This window comes from Thermogutta hypogea, from assembly GCF_055386265.1.
Window position 1 is genome coordinate 1,373,296 of record NZ_AP042425.1, and the last position, 18,250, is coordinate 1,391,545.

The following is an 18,250-nucleotide window of genomic DNA, read 5'->3' on the forward strand; positions in this document are numbered from 1 at the left end:
CCTACGCACCCGGCATTCCGCGGAAGTCTCCGACCTCGCGACGCTGAGGAGGCGACCGGACGGCGACCTCAAGCAGATCGCTCCGTCAAACCGAAATTGGCCAGCACCACCTCGGGGTCAGGCGCCATGCGACGAATTTTCTCGGCGATGGCTGCCCGCTCCGATGCCGTCGCCTTTTCCAATTTGCGTTTCAGAATGGCGTATTTTTCGTGCCGCTTTCGGCGACGCCGCAGCTCCGTCTTTCTTTCACTGATGGGCATGTTCTCTTCCTTTGACCTCAACGAACTTCGGCCTACCTATGACCCGGCACAACCTGTTTCCTTGCCGGCTACCTGCCGGGACCACTCAACGCACGCGACTTCTTTGAAGCCCGCGGCAAGATACATCGTCAGGGAATCTTATCTCAATCATTACCGCTCCCCCGGCGGAGCGTCAATATCTGCTCCCCGGACGAGTAGGTCTGCCGACCGCCGATTGCGAGGGCACGGTCCACGCACCGAGCGTGCAAAAGGACTACGAAGAAGTCCGCCATCGAGCCGTCAGTCAAGCGACGGCGGAGGCACCGTGTTCGGCTTTCCCGGCGGGAGCTTTCCCGTCACTCGGACTTGCCCAGGCCCTTGAGATACTCGCGGTACTGTTCGCTCCATTGCGGCGGCGGTGCCGTCTGCCGCATCGTCCCCAAGCCACGCTGTGAATCTTTGACTCCGCGCCCGCTGCGCAAATCGGTACTTTGAGGACGAAGGCCCAAGCTCTTAAGTACCTCGCGAAATTGTCGGGCGGACGCGGGATCGGTCGCGGAGTTTTCCGCCCTATCGCGAAGCTCGCGCCAGCGTTGCGCGAAACGTTCCATCTCTTCCCGTGTCCAACCCAGCCGCTGAAGAAGCTCCGGATCAGGCGTGTTCTTCGCCAGCTCGTCCTCCAAATAGCGGAGGGCCAGATCCGTTTGCCGACGGGTGAATTCCACGATCGGCTCATCCGCTGCGTCAGGACGCGGTTCGTTTTGAGGCGGGGCGGCATTCCCTTCCCCGGGCAGTCCGCCGCCGCGAGGATTCCCGCTTCCCGGCGAGGTTGGCCCGGCGCCGCGTTCTGAACCGGGGCGACCGGTTCCCGGGACCGCACCGGTGGGGCCGGCATCGCCTTGCCGAGCACCGTTGTTGTCGGCAGCGGGACCGTTCGCCCCGTTTGGACCGCCGGATTCCGGGCCGGTCGGGTCACGCACAGCTTCGCCGCCGTCGGTTGCCGGTGATTGGCTTCCAGGGGCACCATAACCGGTTTGCGGTGAAGATTGCCCCTGGCCTTCCCGCCCACCGCCGGGCAGCGTACCGCTGTTTTCACTCTGCGTTTGGGAGCTGTCCCGCGACGAGGGAGCGGTGGAGGCTTGCGGCTCCGTTGAACGTTCGGAACCGCCTGGTGTTTCCGGGGATCGCGACGCTTGCGGCGGCGTTTCGGCAGGCTGCCCGTTTGGCGGCGCATCGCCTTGCATCTCTCCGCCCGGGGGCGGCGCGGAACCCAAGGCAGCGTCTCGCGGCGTAGCACCTGGCTGTGGATCTCCAGCCGGGCCGGTTGGGCCGGTCGGGTCTTCCTTTGACCCTCGAGGCGTTTGGGAGCTGGAGCCCGAGTTTTGGTTTTCCGTCGGCCCGTTTGAATCGCCCGCCTCGGGGGGTGAACCGCCGTCGCGGCCCGTTCCCGATGGCTTAATCGAATTTGATTCGGGCTTGCGGCCTGAATCGGCTCCGCCGCTTGATGCGGACGACGGCTCGCCGGTCTCGAAACGGTCGGCGTCGCCCGCCGCGTTGTTCGGAGAGGTATCCGGCGAATCCCGCCGGGAAGCACCGTCGGGCGGAAGACCGTCGCCCTGCGTCCCTCCGCGACTTTTTTCGCGCAGATAATTCAGAATCCGCTCAAAAGCCTCACCCGGGTTATTCACTCCGTCGGCCGGCGTAGTCGCTTCCTTGGTACCCTGACCGGAATCAGCCGGCTGATTTCCGGATGGGCTTGCGTTACCCTCGGATTCGCCGGGACGGCTACCACGGCTTGCCTCTGAGACGTCGGCCGCCGCGTTCTCTTGTTTCTCCGCTTCCGCCACAGGCCCCTCTGAGCCACCGGGGCCTTGCGCGGTCCCCGCTCCGCTTCCTTCAGCGCCTTCCTGCATCCCAGCGGAGCTTCCTTGCCCGGTGCTTCCGGTGCTTCCGGTCTCCGTTGGAGAAGGTGTCTGCCCCTGGCCGTTCGCACTTTGAGATGAGGCATTGCCTGCGGCATTGTCCCCGGTCCCGTTGCGGCCACCGGACGACGGCCGGCCGGCCCCGACGGCTTCGCCATCGCTTCCCCCATCACTTGCCATGCCGCCTTGATCTTGCGATTCTGAGCCGTCACCGGCTGACGCATCAGCAGAGCCATCACGAGATTGCGAGTCGTTTTGCCGGGTCTCCGCGTCTTTCCGTCCCTCGGGGGAACCCGGACTCGTCTCGCTCGGCCTGGGTTCGTTAGGAGTGCCGTTATCACTGCTGGTATCACTCGGACTCGATTGCCCCTCTCCTGCGGCGGAGGCGGTCTTACCTGTGTCTTGATTTGGGGTTCGGTCTTGTGAGGCATCGGATGCGGCCGATTCTTCCGCTTGGTTGGGCGTGGGGGATTGCCCTTTCGGCTCTGATCGGTTGTTCTCGCTCATTTGGGAGGTAGCGTCGCTTTGCGGCGAAGCGGCCTGATCCGACGGGCCCTTCGGGGAATTCCCTGCGGCCGAGTCGGGTTCCTTTGATTCCGTGGTTTCGGACGATGCCGCCTCTCCAATGACAAGTTGCAAGCGCCGGCTTTCGCCGCGATTGGCGGTCGGCTCACGGTTGTCTAGAGCCTCCAACCAACAGGAGATTACGTCCCCCGGTTCGAGCTTCAGATCGGCCGGCCGAAGGTCGAAAGATTTGCTTACCGTTTCGGTGCTTCCCGGCTTGGACGGCGGTAGATCAAACAGTACCGACGAATGAATCGACCGGCCGTCTTTTTCCACATAGAACGTCAACCGACGCAAGCCGAAGTCCGGGTCCTGTGCCTTGGCCCGAATGGTGGCGGCCGCGTTTACCGGGATGACCGAACCGTCCGGTGGAGGGTCCTGGTAATCTGCCCATGGAGGTCGATCAGGGATGGTGGCGATACTGAAGCGAACGGGGTCTCGGTTGGTTCGGCCGTCTTGATCCGTACCTCGCAGTGTGTAGGCGGTGAATTCCCCGACATTCGGCTCCTTGCTACTCATTTTAAGCGTGAATCGACCTTGCCAGACGTCGGCCGACTGTTGCATCGGTACGCGCATCCTCCCGTTGTCCAGGTCGATCTCCGCTTGCGTCAGGGGCACGGAACTTTGAGCGAGGACCGTGACCCGCGTGCCCTCGACCGCGCTAACATCCCCCATAGCGAGCTGCGTCTTTTTCTCGAGTCGCGTGTACGGCGGATACTCCAGTTCGACGCTGCGAAGCTCGAGGCGGATAGCCGGAAGTACCCGAATGCGAAACTCACGGGTTTCGGCGTCTCCCGCCTCGATGCGATATGTCGTCTCGTGCTGCATCGCCGGGGACAATTCAGCGGAAAACCGCGATGCGTCGCCGTCATCCGGTTGCAGCGGGACGACCTGATCCAGAAACTGTCCGTCGGCCGTGGAAAAGCGGAGTCGCGGCTCCTCACCGCTCCGCAGCCCGAACACCGTGACCGTGACCACAACCCGTTCCCCAGCCGTAACTTCTGCGTTGCCGGGAGAGACGGCTTCGATCCGCACGCGGGTGGCAGGCGGAATGTCGGCCCAAGGGATCAGCACACGGGCGGTGGAAACCAGAGCGTTCTTAGGAGACAAAACCACGTAAACGCAGAAAGCGGCAATCACTCCGGCGAGAACGGCGGCCCAACGCACTACCTGACCGCGGTCCACGACCTGATCCAAGGGCACGGTTTCGACGGTAACCGCCGCCTTTTGTTCCAGCCCACGAAAAACGTGCTCGGCGAGGGGATCGTGCTTGAAGTCTTGTCGCCGCTCCCGCAATAGCAAGAACGCCATTGCGGCATGTTTAAGGCCGGGAACCGCCTTTTCCAACACGTAGGCGGCAAACAAGGGGTGTATTCGGCGCAACAAATAAGGGCCGACCGCGAGGCTGAGCCATACGGCGGACAGTCCGGCGAAAACAAGCCAAGCGGTCCAACGCACGCTGTCGGGCATTCCCCGGGAAAACAACCACTGATCGCAGGCCGTTAATGCGAGTACAAAGGCCGTCCCCCCGGCAAGCCAAATGAGCAACCGCCAGGACAGCTCGACCCATCCAATCCGGCGACCCACGAAGCGGATGCGTTCCTCAATCCGCCGTTCCAATTCATGCTCGGAGTGAACGGACGAGGTTGCGGATGGAATTGCCGGAGCGATTTCGGAGCCGGCCATGGGCAGCCTCTAACGAGTTTTGCGGCGGTTAAAACGATGGACGGGAATGCAGGAAGCTCCGCGCGACAACACTCCAAAGCGGAAGATAACGCCCGACCGTCCCGGGATTGCGTCGGCACGTCGCCTATTTGCATTATACCCGATCTCCCGAGGCATCCCCGCGAAAGTCGTGCTGTACGATGGAGAGAAGTCCCTCCCTGTAAGTTGGATAACGGCAAGAGAAACCCAGTTCCCGGCAAATTTTGTCGTTCGATACACGCTTGTGCCCCGTGCCACGAGTCACTACATCCCCCGGCCTATTTTCAGAACCGTTTGACCCACCCCTTTGGGTAGGGCATTCGAAATGAGGTCCTCGAAGGCTCAAGAGTCTTGCCAATTCCGAGTAAAAAGCCGCTCGAGCTACGGGATGGCCGTCCGAGACGTTGAACAAGTTGGGGCGGGCGGCCTTTTCGTCCGCGAGCAGTACGGCTGTTACGGCATCGTCCACGTGAATCAAATTGATGACTGAATCGGCACCGCCGGGCAAAGGCAGCTCCCGGCGAAGGTTCTCCAGAAGCGGAATGCGACCGGGACCGTAAATGCCGGCTAGTCGCAAGACGATGCTCCTGGGGCCGGCCGACGACGATCGCAGGAGGTTCTCCGCCTCGAGTAGGGCCTTGGCCGAGGGACGCGAAGGACGCGTCGGGCTGGATTCGGAGGTCCATACTCCGGCCTGATCCCCGTATACGCCCGTGCTGCTTATGAGAACGATGCAGACCGACTCTCCGGCGGCTGTTTGTAACACGTTCCGCAGGCCCGCGACGTACACGTTGAACGGCGAATCATGACTTTTGCGGTCGTAGGCGACACAATAAACCAGCGTATCGACGGAGGGAAGACGGCTCAGGGTTTCGGGCTGAGTGACATCCGCGACGAGCGAGCTGAATCCTTCCGACGCCAAAACAGCAGCGTGCTCCGGTGACCGCGTAACCGCGAATACCGTGTCGCCCCGCGAAAGCCAGGCCCTAGCGAGGCGTTTACCCAAATATCCGGTGCCGATAATCAACCGTGAGGGCACGATTACCTCTCAAGCCGAATCATAATCTGGTTTATTAATCATCACGCAAGGCCGAGCACGGCGTAAAGCCGAAAAGTGGAGTCCCCTTCAGACTAGGCAACCCCTTTACTCAACGAGCCGGCAGACTGCGGAGCGATGTTTGAAAAACGGTTTCCCCAGCCGAGCAGCTCCGGTGGGTCAGTCCATGGTGCCGCTGCGATTGCCGTCATCCAGCCCGGAGGGTTCCCAGCTAACAGCCAGGGCTGGATTTCGCCGAGCAAAGGTCTCGAGATACGCCTGAAGGATGATTTGGGCGGCCACCTTGTCGAGCCTTTTCTTCCGTTGTTTCTTGGTCATCGCAGCCTCGTTCAACCACGTTGCGGCGGTTCGGGAGCTGAATCGTTCATCCATGAACACGACGGGAACCCCCGTGGCGGATTCGAGCCATTGTCCGAACGATCGCGCCGCTTGAGAAGATTCCGACTCCCAGCCGTCGCAGTGGACCGGAAGGCCGACCACGAACAAGACAACCCCCTCCTCATCCCTGAGACGGCGGAAAAAGGCCGCATCCTGGAATTCATCTTTGGGACAGTACACGTCCCACGGCGTGGCGATGGACCGTCCGGCATCGCAGATGGCCAAACCGATACGTCGTTTGCCATAGTCGATCCCGACGAACCGTCCCGTCGGCGGAATGGGGCGCTCTCTCATACGCTTCCACGCATTCTCATTTTTCTCTTGCGAAAGCCCCGCTTGTTTACGGCGCGAACCGGGCGGATTCCCGGACGCTCGCTCCACGCGTCGTCCTATCAGCACGGCACATTTCTACTTAATTCTAGCGGACAATGCGAACCACTGCCGACGGCGGCCGGCGTGCTCGCCGGACGTACGAGTATCGCTTACGGTCGCCGACCCACTCGCTCTGCCGCAGTATCCCGATTTCGTGTCGGCTTAATCCTGGCGGCGGATGGGTTCGATGGGAATACTCCGTCCGCCGTTCGTCGAGGCCGTTCTCGTGAGGACCCACCCACGGCGGCCGAGGCCGTGTTGCTCGTCCCGCCGAAAGTCAGACTTTTGAGCCGCTGACCGGCGCGGTATCATACAACACGTGTGAAACCATGCCGCTTCGCTTCCCGATGGTTTTGAACCCGGCCGATGTGGATGCCCGATTGCGACCGGGTGTTGGAGAGCGACGGCTTTCAGCAAGGTAGGTCGAATTCGCCGCCCCACGCTGAGCCGATTACCTTCCGCGATAGCTTCCCCCTTTGATTTTGCCTTTGAGACGACGCCGTGAACGGCAACCTGCCATCCATTTCTGATAGCAACGAGGTGCCGAAAACCCGGCGACGATGGCCGGCTTGGGGGCGGCACGCTTTGAGCCTGCTCGTCGTCTTGGTGCTGATCTATTTCCTCCGCAACACCCTGCTGGGGGCCTGGGAGCAGTTTCACAGAGTTGAAAGTGATGCCGGCGTTCGGCTCGATTTTCGTTGGGGTTGGTGCCTGGGAGCGGCCGCGATGTATGTCCTGGGCGTTCTTCCCGCCGGTTGGTTCTGGCATCGAGTGTTGCGAGACCTTGGACAGCAAACGACGTTGGGCCGAGCCCTGCGCGCCTATATCATCGGCCACTTGGGTAAGTATGTCCCAGGGAAACTTTGGGTGGTGTTCTTGCGGGTAGGGTTGGTCGCCGGTCCCGAGGTGCAGCCTTCGATGGCCGCCGCGGCGGTGTTCATCGAAACCTTGACGATGATGGCGGTGGGTTCATTTTTGGCCGCCGTCTATCTCGTTTTCGCTTGGCAGGGGCACGGAGAGCTGCTAACAGCGGCCGTGTGTATCGCAGCCGTGGCGGTGTTTTTTACCTTGCCGCCGGTTTTCAAGCCGATCCTGCGAATCGTCGCCCGAAAAACCGCCCGACAAGACGTGCTGCTTGCCGTCGAACGTTTGGGATTCCGAACCTTGTGGCAAGGCTGGATCGGTATGTTTCTCCTTTGGACTTGTTTCGGAATCAGCCTCTGGATGACGCTTCGGGCCCTGGGGCTGGACGGCGTGCCATTCTGGGGGCCTTTGCCTCGCATGGTTGCCACGGCGGCCATGGCGACCGTCTCCGGGTTTGTGATCATTCTCCTGCCGGGAGGCTTGGGCGTTCGAGAGTTCGTTTTGGTGGCATTGCTGGCGCCGTACCTGGCGGATTCCCTCGCCGCGACCGATTTGGCTGGTCGCGGTGAGTTGACGGCCGTCCTCGCGGCCGGCTTGCTGCGCGTGATTTGGCTGCTGGCGGAAGTGGCGGCGGCAGTGGTTTCTTGGTTTTTGGTCCGGTCGGCAAGTCGCTCCCCGAACAGCTCGCGGTCCGGCCATCGATCGCCTTCTGCGGCGGCGTTCGACGAGGACGCCGTGCACCAAGCCGTGCAGGCCGACCTGCCTTGAACGCGCCGTCCGCAGGACCATCGGCCGTCAGGCGGAAACGGCCGGGAAGGGAATACCCATGACCCAGACCCTATCGATCGTGGTGCCGGTATTCAACGAAGCTCTTAGTCTGCGGCAGCTTCATGCCGAGGTGGCGGAGGTCCTCGCTCAGGGCGATTACACGGCTGAAATCATTTTCGTGGACGATGGATCCCGCGACGAAAGCTGGACGGTGATCCGTGAGTTGGCGGCGCAAGATCGGCGCGTCCGCGCGGTGCGATTCCGCCGCAATTTCGGTAAGGCCGCGGCCCTCAGCGCCGGCTTCTCGCTGGCGAGGCACGCGCGCGTTCTGACCATGGATGCGGATCTGCAGGACGATCCGCGGGAAATACCGAACTTTCTGGCCAAAGTGGAGGAAGGCTTCGACGTGGTGAGCGGCTGGAAGAAGATCCGGCACGATCCGTGGCATAAAGTTCTTCCCTCGCGGGTGTTCAACTGGATGGTCAGCGGGGTGACGGGGGTGCGTTTGCACGACCACAATTGCGGCATGAAGTGCTACCGCCGCGAGGTTTTGGAAGAGGTGGTCTTGTACGGCGAACTGCACCGCTTCGTACCCGTCTTGGCGGCCGCTCGCGGATTCAGCGTCGGCGAGCTGGTGATCCACCATCGGCCCCGCCGATTCGGCAAATCCAAGTACGGATTCTCGCGTTTCGTGAAGGGCTTTCTCGATCTGCTGACGGTGCGGTTTTTGACCGGCTTCGGCCAGCGGCCGCAACATGTCTTGGGTACCGTCGGCCTGGCATCCTTCGGCTTGGGAGCCGTGATCCTGATTTTCTTGGCGGCGCTTTGGGTGTGCTCGCGTACCCTCCCCGGCTGGACTCCCGTCACGCTACACGACCGCCCCTTGGTGGTTTACGCCACCGGCCTCCTGTTGCTGGGCGGACAATTGATGAGCATGGGATTTCTCGCGGAGTTATTCTTGGCTTATCATGTCCGGCCCGATCGCACGTACTCCGTCGCCGAGCGGATCGACTCGCAGCCGCCGGTGTAACGAATTGGAATAGGCAACGCTTCTGCCCTCTCGAAATCTTTCGAGCATAGAGGGAGCGACTATCCGACGGCCCAAGCATCGGGAGACCACGACGCATGACCGCCCCAGCACAACCCGGGACATCGCAGGCATTGGATCCCTCGCTCGTCCGTCGCACTTGCTACGCGATTTTGATCACAGCCGCTGCGGGTGTCATGCTCGGCCGCATTCTGGCAGTGACGTCGGTCGACGTCGAGTTGCTGGAACGCCAGAGGTTGCAGGATATTTCCAAGGAGTTGGAAACGCGCCGCTCCGAGTTGGTCGCCCGCGGTCTGGCCGGCGAACGCCTGGCGGCCGAAATGGCGCGAATCGAGAAGGCTTTGCGGGATCGGGCCGTTCTCAGCCGTCCCTTTCTCAGCGCCAATGATCGAAGTCGCTGGTGTACCGTCCGGGCGCTGGTGGAACCGGACATGCGCGTGCCGGGCGCGCCGTATGCCATCGATCGCGTCATCCAGGAGCCGCGCTGGGACACGATTGACATGGTCAAGCATGACGGCCGGTTGTACTCCAGCAAGCCGCCGCTCTTTCCCACGCTTCTGGCCGGGCTTTATTGGGTGATCTTACATACCACCGGCTGGACGTTGCGGGATCAGCCCTACGAGATCGCGCGGGTCGTGCTGATCCTGGTGCACTGGCTCCCCTTGTTAGCTTGCCTGGCCGGGCTTGCTTCGCTCGTGGAACGGTTCGCGCGGAATGATTGGACTCGCATTTTCGTCGTGGCGGCGGGGTGCTTTGGAACCTTTCTGACCACAATGGTGGTGTCGCTCAATAACCACTTGCCGGGGGCGGTCTGTGCCTTCGGCGCCTTGGTCGTCGCCGTACCGATTTTTTGGGACGGCCGCCGTGAAGCCTGGCGGTTTGTCGCCGCGGGATTCCTGTCGGCGTTCGCCGTGACTTTCGAATTGCCGTCGCTCATCCTCTTCGTTGCTTTGCTTGGTTTCTTGGCTTTGACTTCCCTTCGGAAAACCGTTTTGTGCTTCCTGCCCGCCGCGCTTTTGGTCGGTGCCGCCTACTTTTATACCAATTGGTTGGCCCACGGAACGTTGACCATTCCCTACTCTCACCGCGGCGAGGGAGGCGACAATTGGTATGACTACACGTATGAGCGAAGAGGCCGCGTGATCGAGAGCTATTGGCGCAACCCCGTGGGGATCGACAAAGGCGAACCGTCGCTCGCGGCGTATGTCTTCCATTCGCTCGTCGGACATCACGGAGTCTTTTCCCTGACGCCGATCTGGCTGTTGACACTCGGGGGAATCTGGTTCGCCTGCCGTAGCGAAGATCGGCGCTGGCGCACCCTCGCCGCCGGCGTTGCCGCCGCCTCCCTCGTCTGCTTGATCTTCTATTGGACGCGCGATCTCCGCGCCCGCAACTACGGTGGCCTTTCCTGCGGCTTTCGCTGGATGTTTTGGTGGGCCCCGTTTTGGCTGCTATTCATGGCGCCGGCGCTGGATCGTCTGGCCCCGTCGCGATGGGGCCGGGGGATGGCGCTGCTCTGCCTAGCGGTTTCGGCCATGTCGGCGGCCTATCCCACGTGGTCGCCGTGGGTACATCCCTGGTTATTCCGCTGGTTGGAGTACCAAGGCTGGATTTCGTATTGACCGCCGGCCGGATGCCGCGGACAAAAGGCACTCCGGGGCTTCGATGCTCCGTCGGTCGGGGTAGGCTCAAAAACAGGCCTTTTTTTCGGCCGCGGCGGCTCAATTGAGGTCGAAATCTCAAGAAAACGCCGTATTTCGGCCGATTCCTAGGCCGATAAACTGCTTAACCCCCTTGAAATTCGCAAGAATCACGGTCTAATCATTGCATTCAGGCAGCCGTTCTCGCGGGAAATGGCAACCCCGACTCGGACGGACGTTCGTTAGCAACCCTTTCTCGACGTGGCATGGAGGAATCAGGTTTATGGCCAAAGAAGCAGCTCCCAAAAAGCCGTTGACGAAGACGCAGCTTCGCGACGCGATCGCGGCAGCCACCGGTCTTAAGAAGGCTGACGTGGCGGCCGTAATGGACGCCCTGGCGGCGGAAGTCCAGAAATCGCTCGGTCCTCGCGGTCCCGGCGCCTTCGTCCTGCCCGGTCTCTTGAAGATCGTGAAGAAACGAGTGAAGGCCCGGCCGGCTCAAAAGCGTCCTCGGCCCGGCAAGCCCGACGAGATCATCACCATCCCCGCGAAGCCCGCCCACAATACGGTGCGGGTCCGCGTGCTCAAGCCCTTGAAGGCCATGGTGTGATCGCGATCCGGGTGGCGTCATCGTCACCCGCATGTCTCAAATCGACGTTCATGGCCGAGCTTTCGTCGAAAACTCGTGACTCGTACTCCGCTCCTTGCGGGCATGTATGTCGGGGTGCGAGGATGGCTGCCGCGTGAGAATGACGAGTCGTTCACGAAACTCGGCCATGATTTAGGGTTGCAAACCTCGGTGGAATAGGTCGGCGTTCGGTTGCCGCGCGCACCTTTTTTTGCGGTCGCATCGGGGCGCCCAAGTTTGAATCTCTGGGCATCGAGCAGCAACGCACGGCGGCGGCTTTTCCTTCACGCGTCGGAGCGGTTCAGGATTTCGGCAGCCCGAAATTCGCCGTATCGCCCTTGATTCTGTGATGCCTTTTTGGGACACTCCGCTCCGCCGGAGGCGATTCCGGGGCGAACTCCCTTCAGAAATGCCGTCGCAGGCATTCTCTCGTAAGCCTCGGTCCGCATCCGACCGCGCTCAACGATCGGGTTCTCCAATCACCATCGTTCAGAGTGGGATGACAGGATGGCAAGCATTCACGAAGACGGTCGTCCGCGGACGGATGAAACTTCCCTTTATTCCGTCGAGGGACGTCGAGGGGGATCCGCGAATAGAACCGAAAGGTTCCTCGGGTGCGTTTGCGGAAAGCGCATCGTATCCTTGGCACGGCCGTTTGGGGCGATCGGTTTGGTGCTCGCCCTTTGCACCGGTTGCAGTTCGCTGGACCTGCGGGGGCAGCCCGATCCGCCGTCGGAGCTTTCCGAGCTTGCCCAGCGAGTCAGACCGAAGGATCCCAATCTGGAACCGTTCACGTTTAGCAATCGGGCCAGATCGATCGAATCGGACCTAGGAGTTCGATGAGGGGCTGCGGGACGCCGGTTTTGCTGTTTCCCCACCGTGGACCGGGACTTCCGTCTTCCTTCGGCGTGATGCGATGGACGCGTTGCCGCCATCGTCGAAGGCCGGTAGGCTGCCGGTGAAAATCGCCTGTTGAAACGCCCGCCTCTTGTCATCAAATCACCGCAGCATTTGCCGCTATAATAAAGAATCGGCCGGGGACGAGTAGTTCTCTGTCGGCATTCCAAAGTTCTCGCCGCTCCCTAGCCCTTCGGCGCGTTGGAGCCAATCCGGTCCCCGCGGCGAATGCTCAGGCAATTTTCCTCGAGAAAAAAACATGATGATCGACTGCGGCTATCGTTATCTTACACCTTTTCATCCCAAGCGGATCCCGCACTATTTTACCGACGTCTTGGTGATCGGCGCCGGGGTGGCGGGAATGCGAGCCGCATTGGCGGCGGATCCGCGACTGGCGGTGCTCATCGTCTGCAAAGGTGAATTGCAGGCGTCGAACAGTTGGTATGCGCAAGGCGGGGTCGCCGCCGTCTATGATCCCCAAGACAGGGTCGAGGACCATATTCGCGACACGCTGGAGGCGGGCGGGGGATTGTGCGACGAATCCGTCGTCCGGATGGTCGTGGAAGAGGGACCACAACGGATTCGCGAGCTGATCGACTGGGGCGCGCAATTCGACCGCGTGGAGGGACGCATCTCTCTCGGGCGAGAGGGCGGTCACGGAAGAAATCGCATTCTGCATGCCAACGGCGACGCCACCGGCCGCGAGTTGGTACGGACCTTGCACGAACGTATCCGCTGCCGCAGCAATATCGATATTTGGGAAGACACGTTCACAATCGATCTGCTGACCCACGACGGCGAATGTCGGGGGGCCATACTGTGGAACCATCGTCACGGTCGAACCCTGGTCTGGGCGAAGCAGACGATTCTGGCGTCCGGCGGGTGCGGGCAGATCTATCGCGAGACCACCAATCCCGAAGTCGCCACCGGTGACGGCATGGCCATCGCCTGCCGAGCGGGAGCCGAACTGCGCGATATGGAATTCATGCAATTCCACCCCACGGTGCTCTACATTGCCGGCGGTGCTCGACACTTGATTACCGAGGCCATGCGCGGCGAGGGCGCGCGGCTGATCGATCGACACGGCTACCGATTCATGACGGACTACGATCCGCGCGGGGAATTGGCTCCGCGGGATGTGGTGGCGGCCGCCATTGTGGAACAAATGGCGAAGACTCGGCATCCCTGCGTGTACCTTGACTTGAGCCATCTCGACGCACGGCACATTCGAAAGCGATTTCCCGGCATCGCCGCCATCTGCGAAGAGTTCCGCCTGGATATCACCCGGGACCGCATTCCGGTCCGCCCCGGAGCACACTATATGATGGGCGGATTGACCGTGGACTCCGACGGCCGGACCGGAGTTCCGGGTTTGTGGGCCGCGGGCGAAGTGACGGCGTCCGGGCTTCACGGAGCCAACCGACTGGCTTCCAACAGCCTGCTGGAGGCATTGGTTTTCGGTGCCCGCGCCGGGGCCGGGGCTTCCGCGGAGGCCATGGCCCGCGAAGATCGGTTCGACGTTCCTCCCGTGGAAAGCCCGCCGGTCCCCCCCGCTCACGAGCCGTTGGACCTTGTGGACATCCGCAATTCGCTGAAAAGCTTGATGTGGCGTTCGATGGGCGTGCGGCGTGATCCGGAGCAGATGCGCGAGGCTTTGGAGGACATTTCTCGTTGGTGCGGGTATGTCTTGCCGCGCCAGTTCAACCATCCCCAGGGCTGGGAACTGCAAAATATGCTGATTGTCTCGCGGATCATGCTTGTGGCAGCGTTGGCCCGCGAAGAATCACGCGGATGCCATTTCCGCAAGGATTACCCCGAACCGCGAGAAGATTGGCGAAAACATCTCACGTTCCGCTGCCGGACCGGCCTGGAAACGCCCCCCGCGGAGTCTGCGACCGCGGATGCTTGACCGATGGTAGGGGCTGGCAGGGGCCGCAAACCGTTGGAGTGCGATCGCGTGGGCCGGCAGGCTCTCAGCCCCAAGGCCGAGCGCGGACCGGCGCTGGGGCCAAACGGCCGGGGCTAATGGCCGGATGGAATCAACGGCAGGCGGCGCTATTTGCCTCGGACGATTCCCAAGGCCGAAGCCGGTTCGATAATACCCGGCGGCGTCATCGTGCTCCTTTCACGAACTCTTCGATGGCGTCCATGGCCGCGGCCAGATTCTCCATGGAGGTTGCGAACGAGAATCTCACATAGCCGGGGGCGCCGAATGCCGATCCCATGACGGCGGCCACGCCTTTTTGCCCCAAAAGTTCCAAGCACCACCGCGTGTCGTCGTCCACGCGAATGCCGCCGTACGTTTTGCCCAGGTTTTGCGAAATATCGACGAACGCATAAAACGCACCTTCCATTTGGGTGCAGGACAGACCGGGTATTGCCGCAAGACGCGACGCGACGTAGCGCCTTCGCCGGTCGAACTCCTGCCGCATCTTTTCCACGCAATCCTGCGGGCCTTGGATGGCGGCCAGGGCGGCGTACTGGCTGATGCTGCACGGATTCGACGTCTCTTGGCTCTGCAAGTCTCCCATGGCCTTCGCAAAGGCCTTATTGGGAGCGATCGCCCAGCCGATCCGCCATCCGGTCATGGCATACGTCTTGCTAACTCCGTTGACGACCACCGTACGCTCCTGCAAGCCCGGCCGGACCGTGGGAAAGCCGGCATAGGGCTCACCCGTGTACACCAGGCGATCGTAAATTTCGTCTGCGACCACGACCAGGTCCGTGTCCAGAACGACGTCGGCCAGGGCCTGAAGCTCTTCCCGCGAATAGAGCGTCCCTGTCGGATTGGACGGGCTGCAAAGGAGCAAGGCCTTGGACTTGGGCGTGATGGCGGCACGCAAGGCGTCGGCCGTCAGCTTGAACCCGTTGGATTGGGGCGTATTGACGATGACGGGCACTGCCCCGGTAAGCTTGACCAATTCGGCGTAACTCACCCAATAGGGCGCCGGAATGATCATCTCGTCGCCCGGATCCAGCAGGCAGGCAAAGACGTTGTGAATGGAGTGTTTGGCACCGTTGGAGATCACGACGTTTTCCGGAGGGTACTCCAGGCCGTACCGCTCGTGATACTGCTTGACTACAGCCCTTTTCAGCTCCGGAATGCCGCTTGCCACCGTGTAATGCGTGTACCCTTTTCGCATGGCATCGACGGCCGCCTCGCAGATGTGCTCCGGCGTCGCGAAATCAGGCTCTCCCAGACTGAGGTCGTAGATCGTCCGGCCGGCGGCCTTCAATTCCCTGGCCTTCGCCGCCATCGCCAGGGTTGCCGAGGGTTCGAGCGCCTGGATAAGTTGCGAAACGGTGACTGTCATGCGGAAATCCTTGTAGCTCCGGTACGGGCACATCCATGGGGAATGCCTGGAGTGCAATGGTGCGGTATGCGATCGGTCCTCCCCGTCGTTGAACCGCCGCTCCGCGCGACGGATAATTGTTAGATTAAACTGCCGCTTCGTTTGATGGTAGCACCCGCCGCGCTATCATCTGATTTCATCGATGTCTTAGGTTTGATGAGGACGGGATGACACTTTCCAAGAGTCCGGATCGACCGTCGGCGCCGGTCGGATTGTGGTTGGTCGGCGCGCGAGGCGGTGTTGCTGCCTGTTCCATTTTCGGAATGCACCTGTTGCGGCGCAACGTCGTTCCGCCCACCGGTTTGGTGACCGCGCAAACCGAATTCGAAAGGGCGGGACTGATCCCCTTCGATCGCGTGCTCATCGCCGGCCACGAAATCCGCACCGCCCGGCTGGTGGATGAGATTCGCGCCTTTCATCGCACCAATCGCGTCTTCCTACCGGAATGGATCGACTTATTGGAAAACGAACTGGACGAATGCGATGCACGAATTCGTTGGGGAACGCTGAGTGGGGCTTCCACGACAATCGCTGATTTGGCGGCCCCCGACGTACCGCGCGACGCCTCGCCTTGGCAGGCCGTGCAGCGATTGCGACTAGACTTGGCCGCTTTCCGGCAAGAACACGGACTGCGGCACGTCATCGTGATAAACGTGGCTTCCACGGAACCGCCCGTCGATTCAACAGCCTATCCGGCAAGCTGGGAGGAACTGGAAAAGGCCTTGGCCGGCGGTGAACTCTCGCCTCCGCCCAGCACGTTGTATGCCGTCGCGGCATTGGCGGAGGGTTGTTCGTACATCAATTTCACACCGTCGCTCGGGGCTTCGTTGCCCGCCCTTACCGAGCTTGCTGTAATCCGAGGTACGCGACACATGGGCTGCGACGGCAAGACGGGCGAGACACTCATGAAAAGCGTGCTGGCCCCGATGTATCGCGCCCGCAATCTTCAGGTCTTGAGTTGGGTCGGCCACAACATTTTCGGCAACCTCGACGGGCGAGTCTTGGACGATCCCCACCACAAGGCGACCAAGGTGCGTAGCAAAGACCACCTCGTCGGGGACATCCTCGGCTATGCCCCGAAGACGCTGGTTTCCATTGAGTATGTGGAAGACATGGGCGATTGGAAAACGGCCTGGGACCACATCCATTTTTCCGGCTTTCTCGGAACGCCCATGGTGCTGCAATTCATCTGGCAGGGGTGTGACTCTTTGCTCGCCGCGCCTTTGGTGCTGGACCTTTTTCGCCTGACGGAGCGGGCGGGTCGTGCCGGAATATGCGGGACCATGCCTTTTTTGGCCCCCTTCTTCAAAAGCCCCTACGGAGTCTCCGATAACGATTTCTTTCGGCAGCACGGCGCCTTGTTGGATTGGGTCGCATCGCTGCCCGAAGACGCCTGAGTTGCGGGCGGTGCGACGCTTGGCGTCGGGACCGACCGCAGGGACGAGGCAACAAAAAAACGACCGCGTCGGACGCGGTCGTTCCCCCCTCATAGTCTTGCTGAACTGATCGGTTTCGGCTCCAACCCTTACCGACGGCGCACCGATTGTCGCACGGCGAAGACGGCCGGCAGGCCGCTTGACCGTGCCCCATCCCGCGACCCGTGTGGATGAATGCGACGGACCGCGAAGGGGGCGAGGGAATGATTTCGGAACCCGGCCCGTCAAATGATTCCGCCGTGGGTGCGATAGGGCGTCATGTGATCCGGGGCATCGAGCATCCAGGTCCGTTCCCATTCATCGAGAAACAGACGCAATCCCTCCGACGTGAAAATCATTTGCTGGACTCGCCGATTCGGATCGGCGGAGTAGATGGGAATGACGCATCCCACGGCACTGCTCACCAAGAGCGCGAGAACGACGCCGAGCAGCAGCTTTCGCATGACATCCTCCATGACCCTGACTTGGGACCGCCGCTTCTCCGCGACGCCCCGGAACGGCCTTGCTGTCTTCTTTCATGGCGCGTCTTTCGAGGACGCGACCGGTACCCGGCGACCCGGGTGAGCACACTCCCTCCGGGCGCGGCACTTGGGAACTGTATGTGACGATCCACCGATGCGAAAAGAAAAACGATTGCGTCGGCACCGTTTTCATCGCGGGGGAAAGAAGCCTGGAGAGCTTCGCACGTTCGACCGTAGCTTGCTGCGCCGCCTTTGCCGTGCCGGGGCGTTCGGATGGACGTTGCGCCGCTCGCGCGCCCCAAATGAATGGACGCGGAACAGGGCTGTTCTAGCGCCGGCACGACGCGTCATTTGCAGACGCCTCGGGTTCACTCCGCGGCTTTGCGTCGGGGAGGCGACCCGGATTCACTCCGTTGGCTTGCGGCCGCGCGGTAAGCCTGTCGCAATCGCCGAGCCATTTCTTTTCCCGGCTTGAATCGCACCGCGACTTTTTCGGGCACCTGAACCGGAACCCCGGTCACGGGATTCCGGGCTTTTCGGGGTTTTCGGAAATGTACCCGAAACACGCCGAAATTCCGTAATTGAACTTCACGGTCCTCGACCAAGATGTCGATGATCGCGTCCAGCGTCATCTGCACCACCCTCTTTGTGGTGGTCTGCTTCAAATCCAATTTCTTGGAAATTTCCCGCACGATGTCTTTCTTGGTCACGAGTCCGTACTCCGCCGGCAAGAGAAGGTTTGCTGTTGACTTGATCCTGAGCGAACGTTGCAAGTTTATGCGCCACAACACTTAGTGTCAAGGACGCCTTGGTTTCAACATTCGCCGCCGGACAGCCGGCACTTGCCGAGGCGGACCGTCACATACAGCTCCCAGTTGCCAAAGAGCGTGCCTTGTCAAAGTCGATCCGCCCGAATTTA

13 protein-coding genes are annotated in these 18,250 nt (G+C 61.4%); 6 read left to right on the top strand and 7 right to left on the bottom strand.

What is annotated here, in order from left to right:
* Window positions 1-68: 68 nt before the first annotated feature.
* The 4 genes from ACZ5B4_RS04835 to ruvX form a co-directional block, all read right to left on the bottom strand.
* Window positions 69-260 (bottom strand): DUF6800 family protein, encoded by a 192-nt coding sequence (locus tag ACZ5B4_RS04835; protein ID WP_464913303.1) that lies wholly within the window; start codon window positions 258-260, stop codon window positions 69-71.
* A 335-nt stretch (window positions 261-595) separates the two neighbouring features.
* Entirely contained in the window at window positions 596-4,411 is a 3,816-nt protein-coding gene (locus tag ACZ5B4_RS04840; protein WP_464913304.1) for a DNA polymerase III subunit gamma/tau domain-containing protein, read from the bottom strand.
* Between the two features lie 133 nt (window positions 4,412-4,544).
* Window positions 4,545-5,468 (bottom strand): SDR family oxidoreductase, encoded by a 924-nt coding sequence (locus ACZ5B4_RS04845; RefSeq protein WP_464913305.1) that lies wholly within the window; start codon window positions 5,466-5,468, stop codon window positions 4,545-4,547.
* 177 nt (window positions 5,469-5,645) lie between these two features.
* Window positions 5,646-6,158: a Holliday junction resolvase RuvX gene (gene ruvX / locus ACZ5B4_RS04850; protein ID WP_464913306.1), complete on the bottom strand. Its 513-nt coding sequence runs from the start codon at window positions 6,156-6,158 to the stop codon at window positions 5,646-5,648.
* Between the two features lie 663 nt (window positions 6,159-6,821).
* On the opposite strand from ruvX, the gene ACZ5B4_RS04855 reads away from it, so the two are divergent.
* From ACZ5B4_RS04855 to nadB, 5 genes are all read left to right on the top strand, one after another.
* A complete protein-coding gene (locus ACZ5B4_RS04855; protein ID WP_464913307.1) occupies window positions 6,822-7,868 on the top strand; it encodes a lysylphosphatidylglycerol synthase domain-containing protein in 1,047 nt (348 codons plus the stop codon).
* A gap of 58 nt (window positions 7,869-7,926) precedes the next feature.
* Complete coding sequence (locus ACZ5B4_RS04860; RefSeq protein WP_464913308.1) at window positions 7,927-8,898, top strand: glycosyltransferase family 2 protein; 972 nt, start codon at window positions 7,927-7,929, stop codon at window positions 8,896-8,898.
* A 95-nt stretch (window positions 8,899-8,993) separates the two neighbouring features.
* Window positions 8,994-10,538 carry a hypothetical protein gene (locus tag ACZ5B4_RS04865; protein WP_464913309.1) on the top strand — a complete coding sequence of 515 codons (1,545 nt, stop codon included), beginning with the start codon at window positions 8,994-8,996 and terminating at the stop codon, window positions 10,536-10,538.
* A 301-nt stretch (window positions 10,539-10,839) separates the two neighbouring features.
* Window positions 10,840-11,166: an HU family DNA-binding protein gene (locus ACZ5B4_RS04870; RefSeq protein ID WP_464913310.1), complete on the top strand. Its 327-nt coding sequence runs from the start codon at window positions 10,840-10,842 to the stop codon at window positions 11,164-11,166.
* Between the two features lie 1,174 nt (window positions 11,167-12,340).
* Complete coding sequence (gene nadB, locus ACZ5B4_RS04875) at window positions 12,341-13,990, top strand: L-aspartate oxidase (RefSeq protein WP_464913311.1); 1,650 nt, start codon at window positions 12,341-12,343, stop codon at window positions 13,988-13,990.
* A 202-nt stretch (window positions 13,991-14,192) separates the two neighbouring features.
* Here the strand turns inward: nadB and ACZ5B4_RS04880 are convergent, their stop codons facing one another.
* Entirely contained in the window at window positions 14,193-15,395 is a 1,203-nt protein-coding gene (locus tag ACZ5B4_RS04880; protein WP_464913312.1) for a pyridoxal phosphate-dependent aminotransferase, read from the bottom strand.
* Window positions 15,396-15,601: 206 nt separating this feature from the next.
* Between ACZ5B4_RS04880 and ACZ5B4_RS04885 the strand changes: the two genes are divergently transcribed.
* Entirely contained in the window at window positions 15,602-16,831 is a 1,230-nt protein-coding gene (locus tag ACZ5B4_RS04885; RefSeq protein WP_464913313.1) for an inositol-3-phosphate synthase, read from the top strand.
* Between the two features lie 263 nt (window positions 16,832-17,094).
* Here ACZ5B4_RS04885 and ACZ5B4_RS04890 read toward each other — a convergent pair whose 3' ends face one another.
* A complete protein-coding gene (locus tag ACZ5B4_RS04890; protein WP_464913314.1) occupies window positions 17,095-17,313 on the bottom strand; it encodes a hypothetical protein in 219 nt (72 codons plus the stop codon).
* Window positions 17,314-17,699: 386 nt separating this feature from the next.
* Window positions 17,700-18,041: an HU family DNA-binding protein gene (locus tag ACZ5B4_RS04895; protein WP_464913315.1), complete on the bottom strand. Its 342-nt coding sequence runs from the start codon at window positions 18,039-18,041 to the stop codon at window positions 17,700-17,702.
* Window positions 18,042-18,250: the final 209 nt, after the last annotated feature.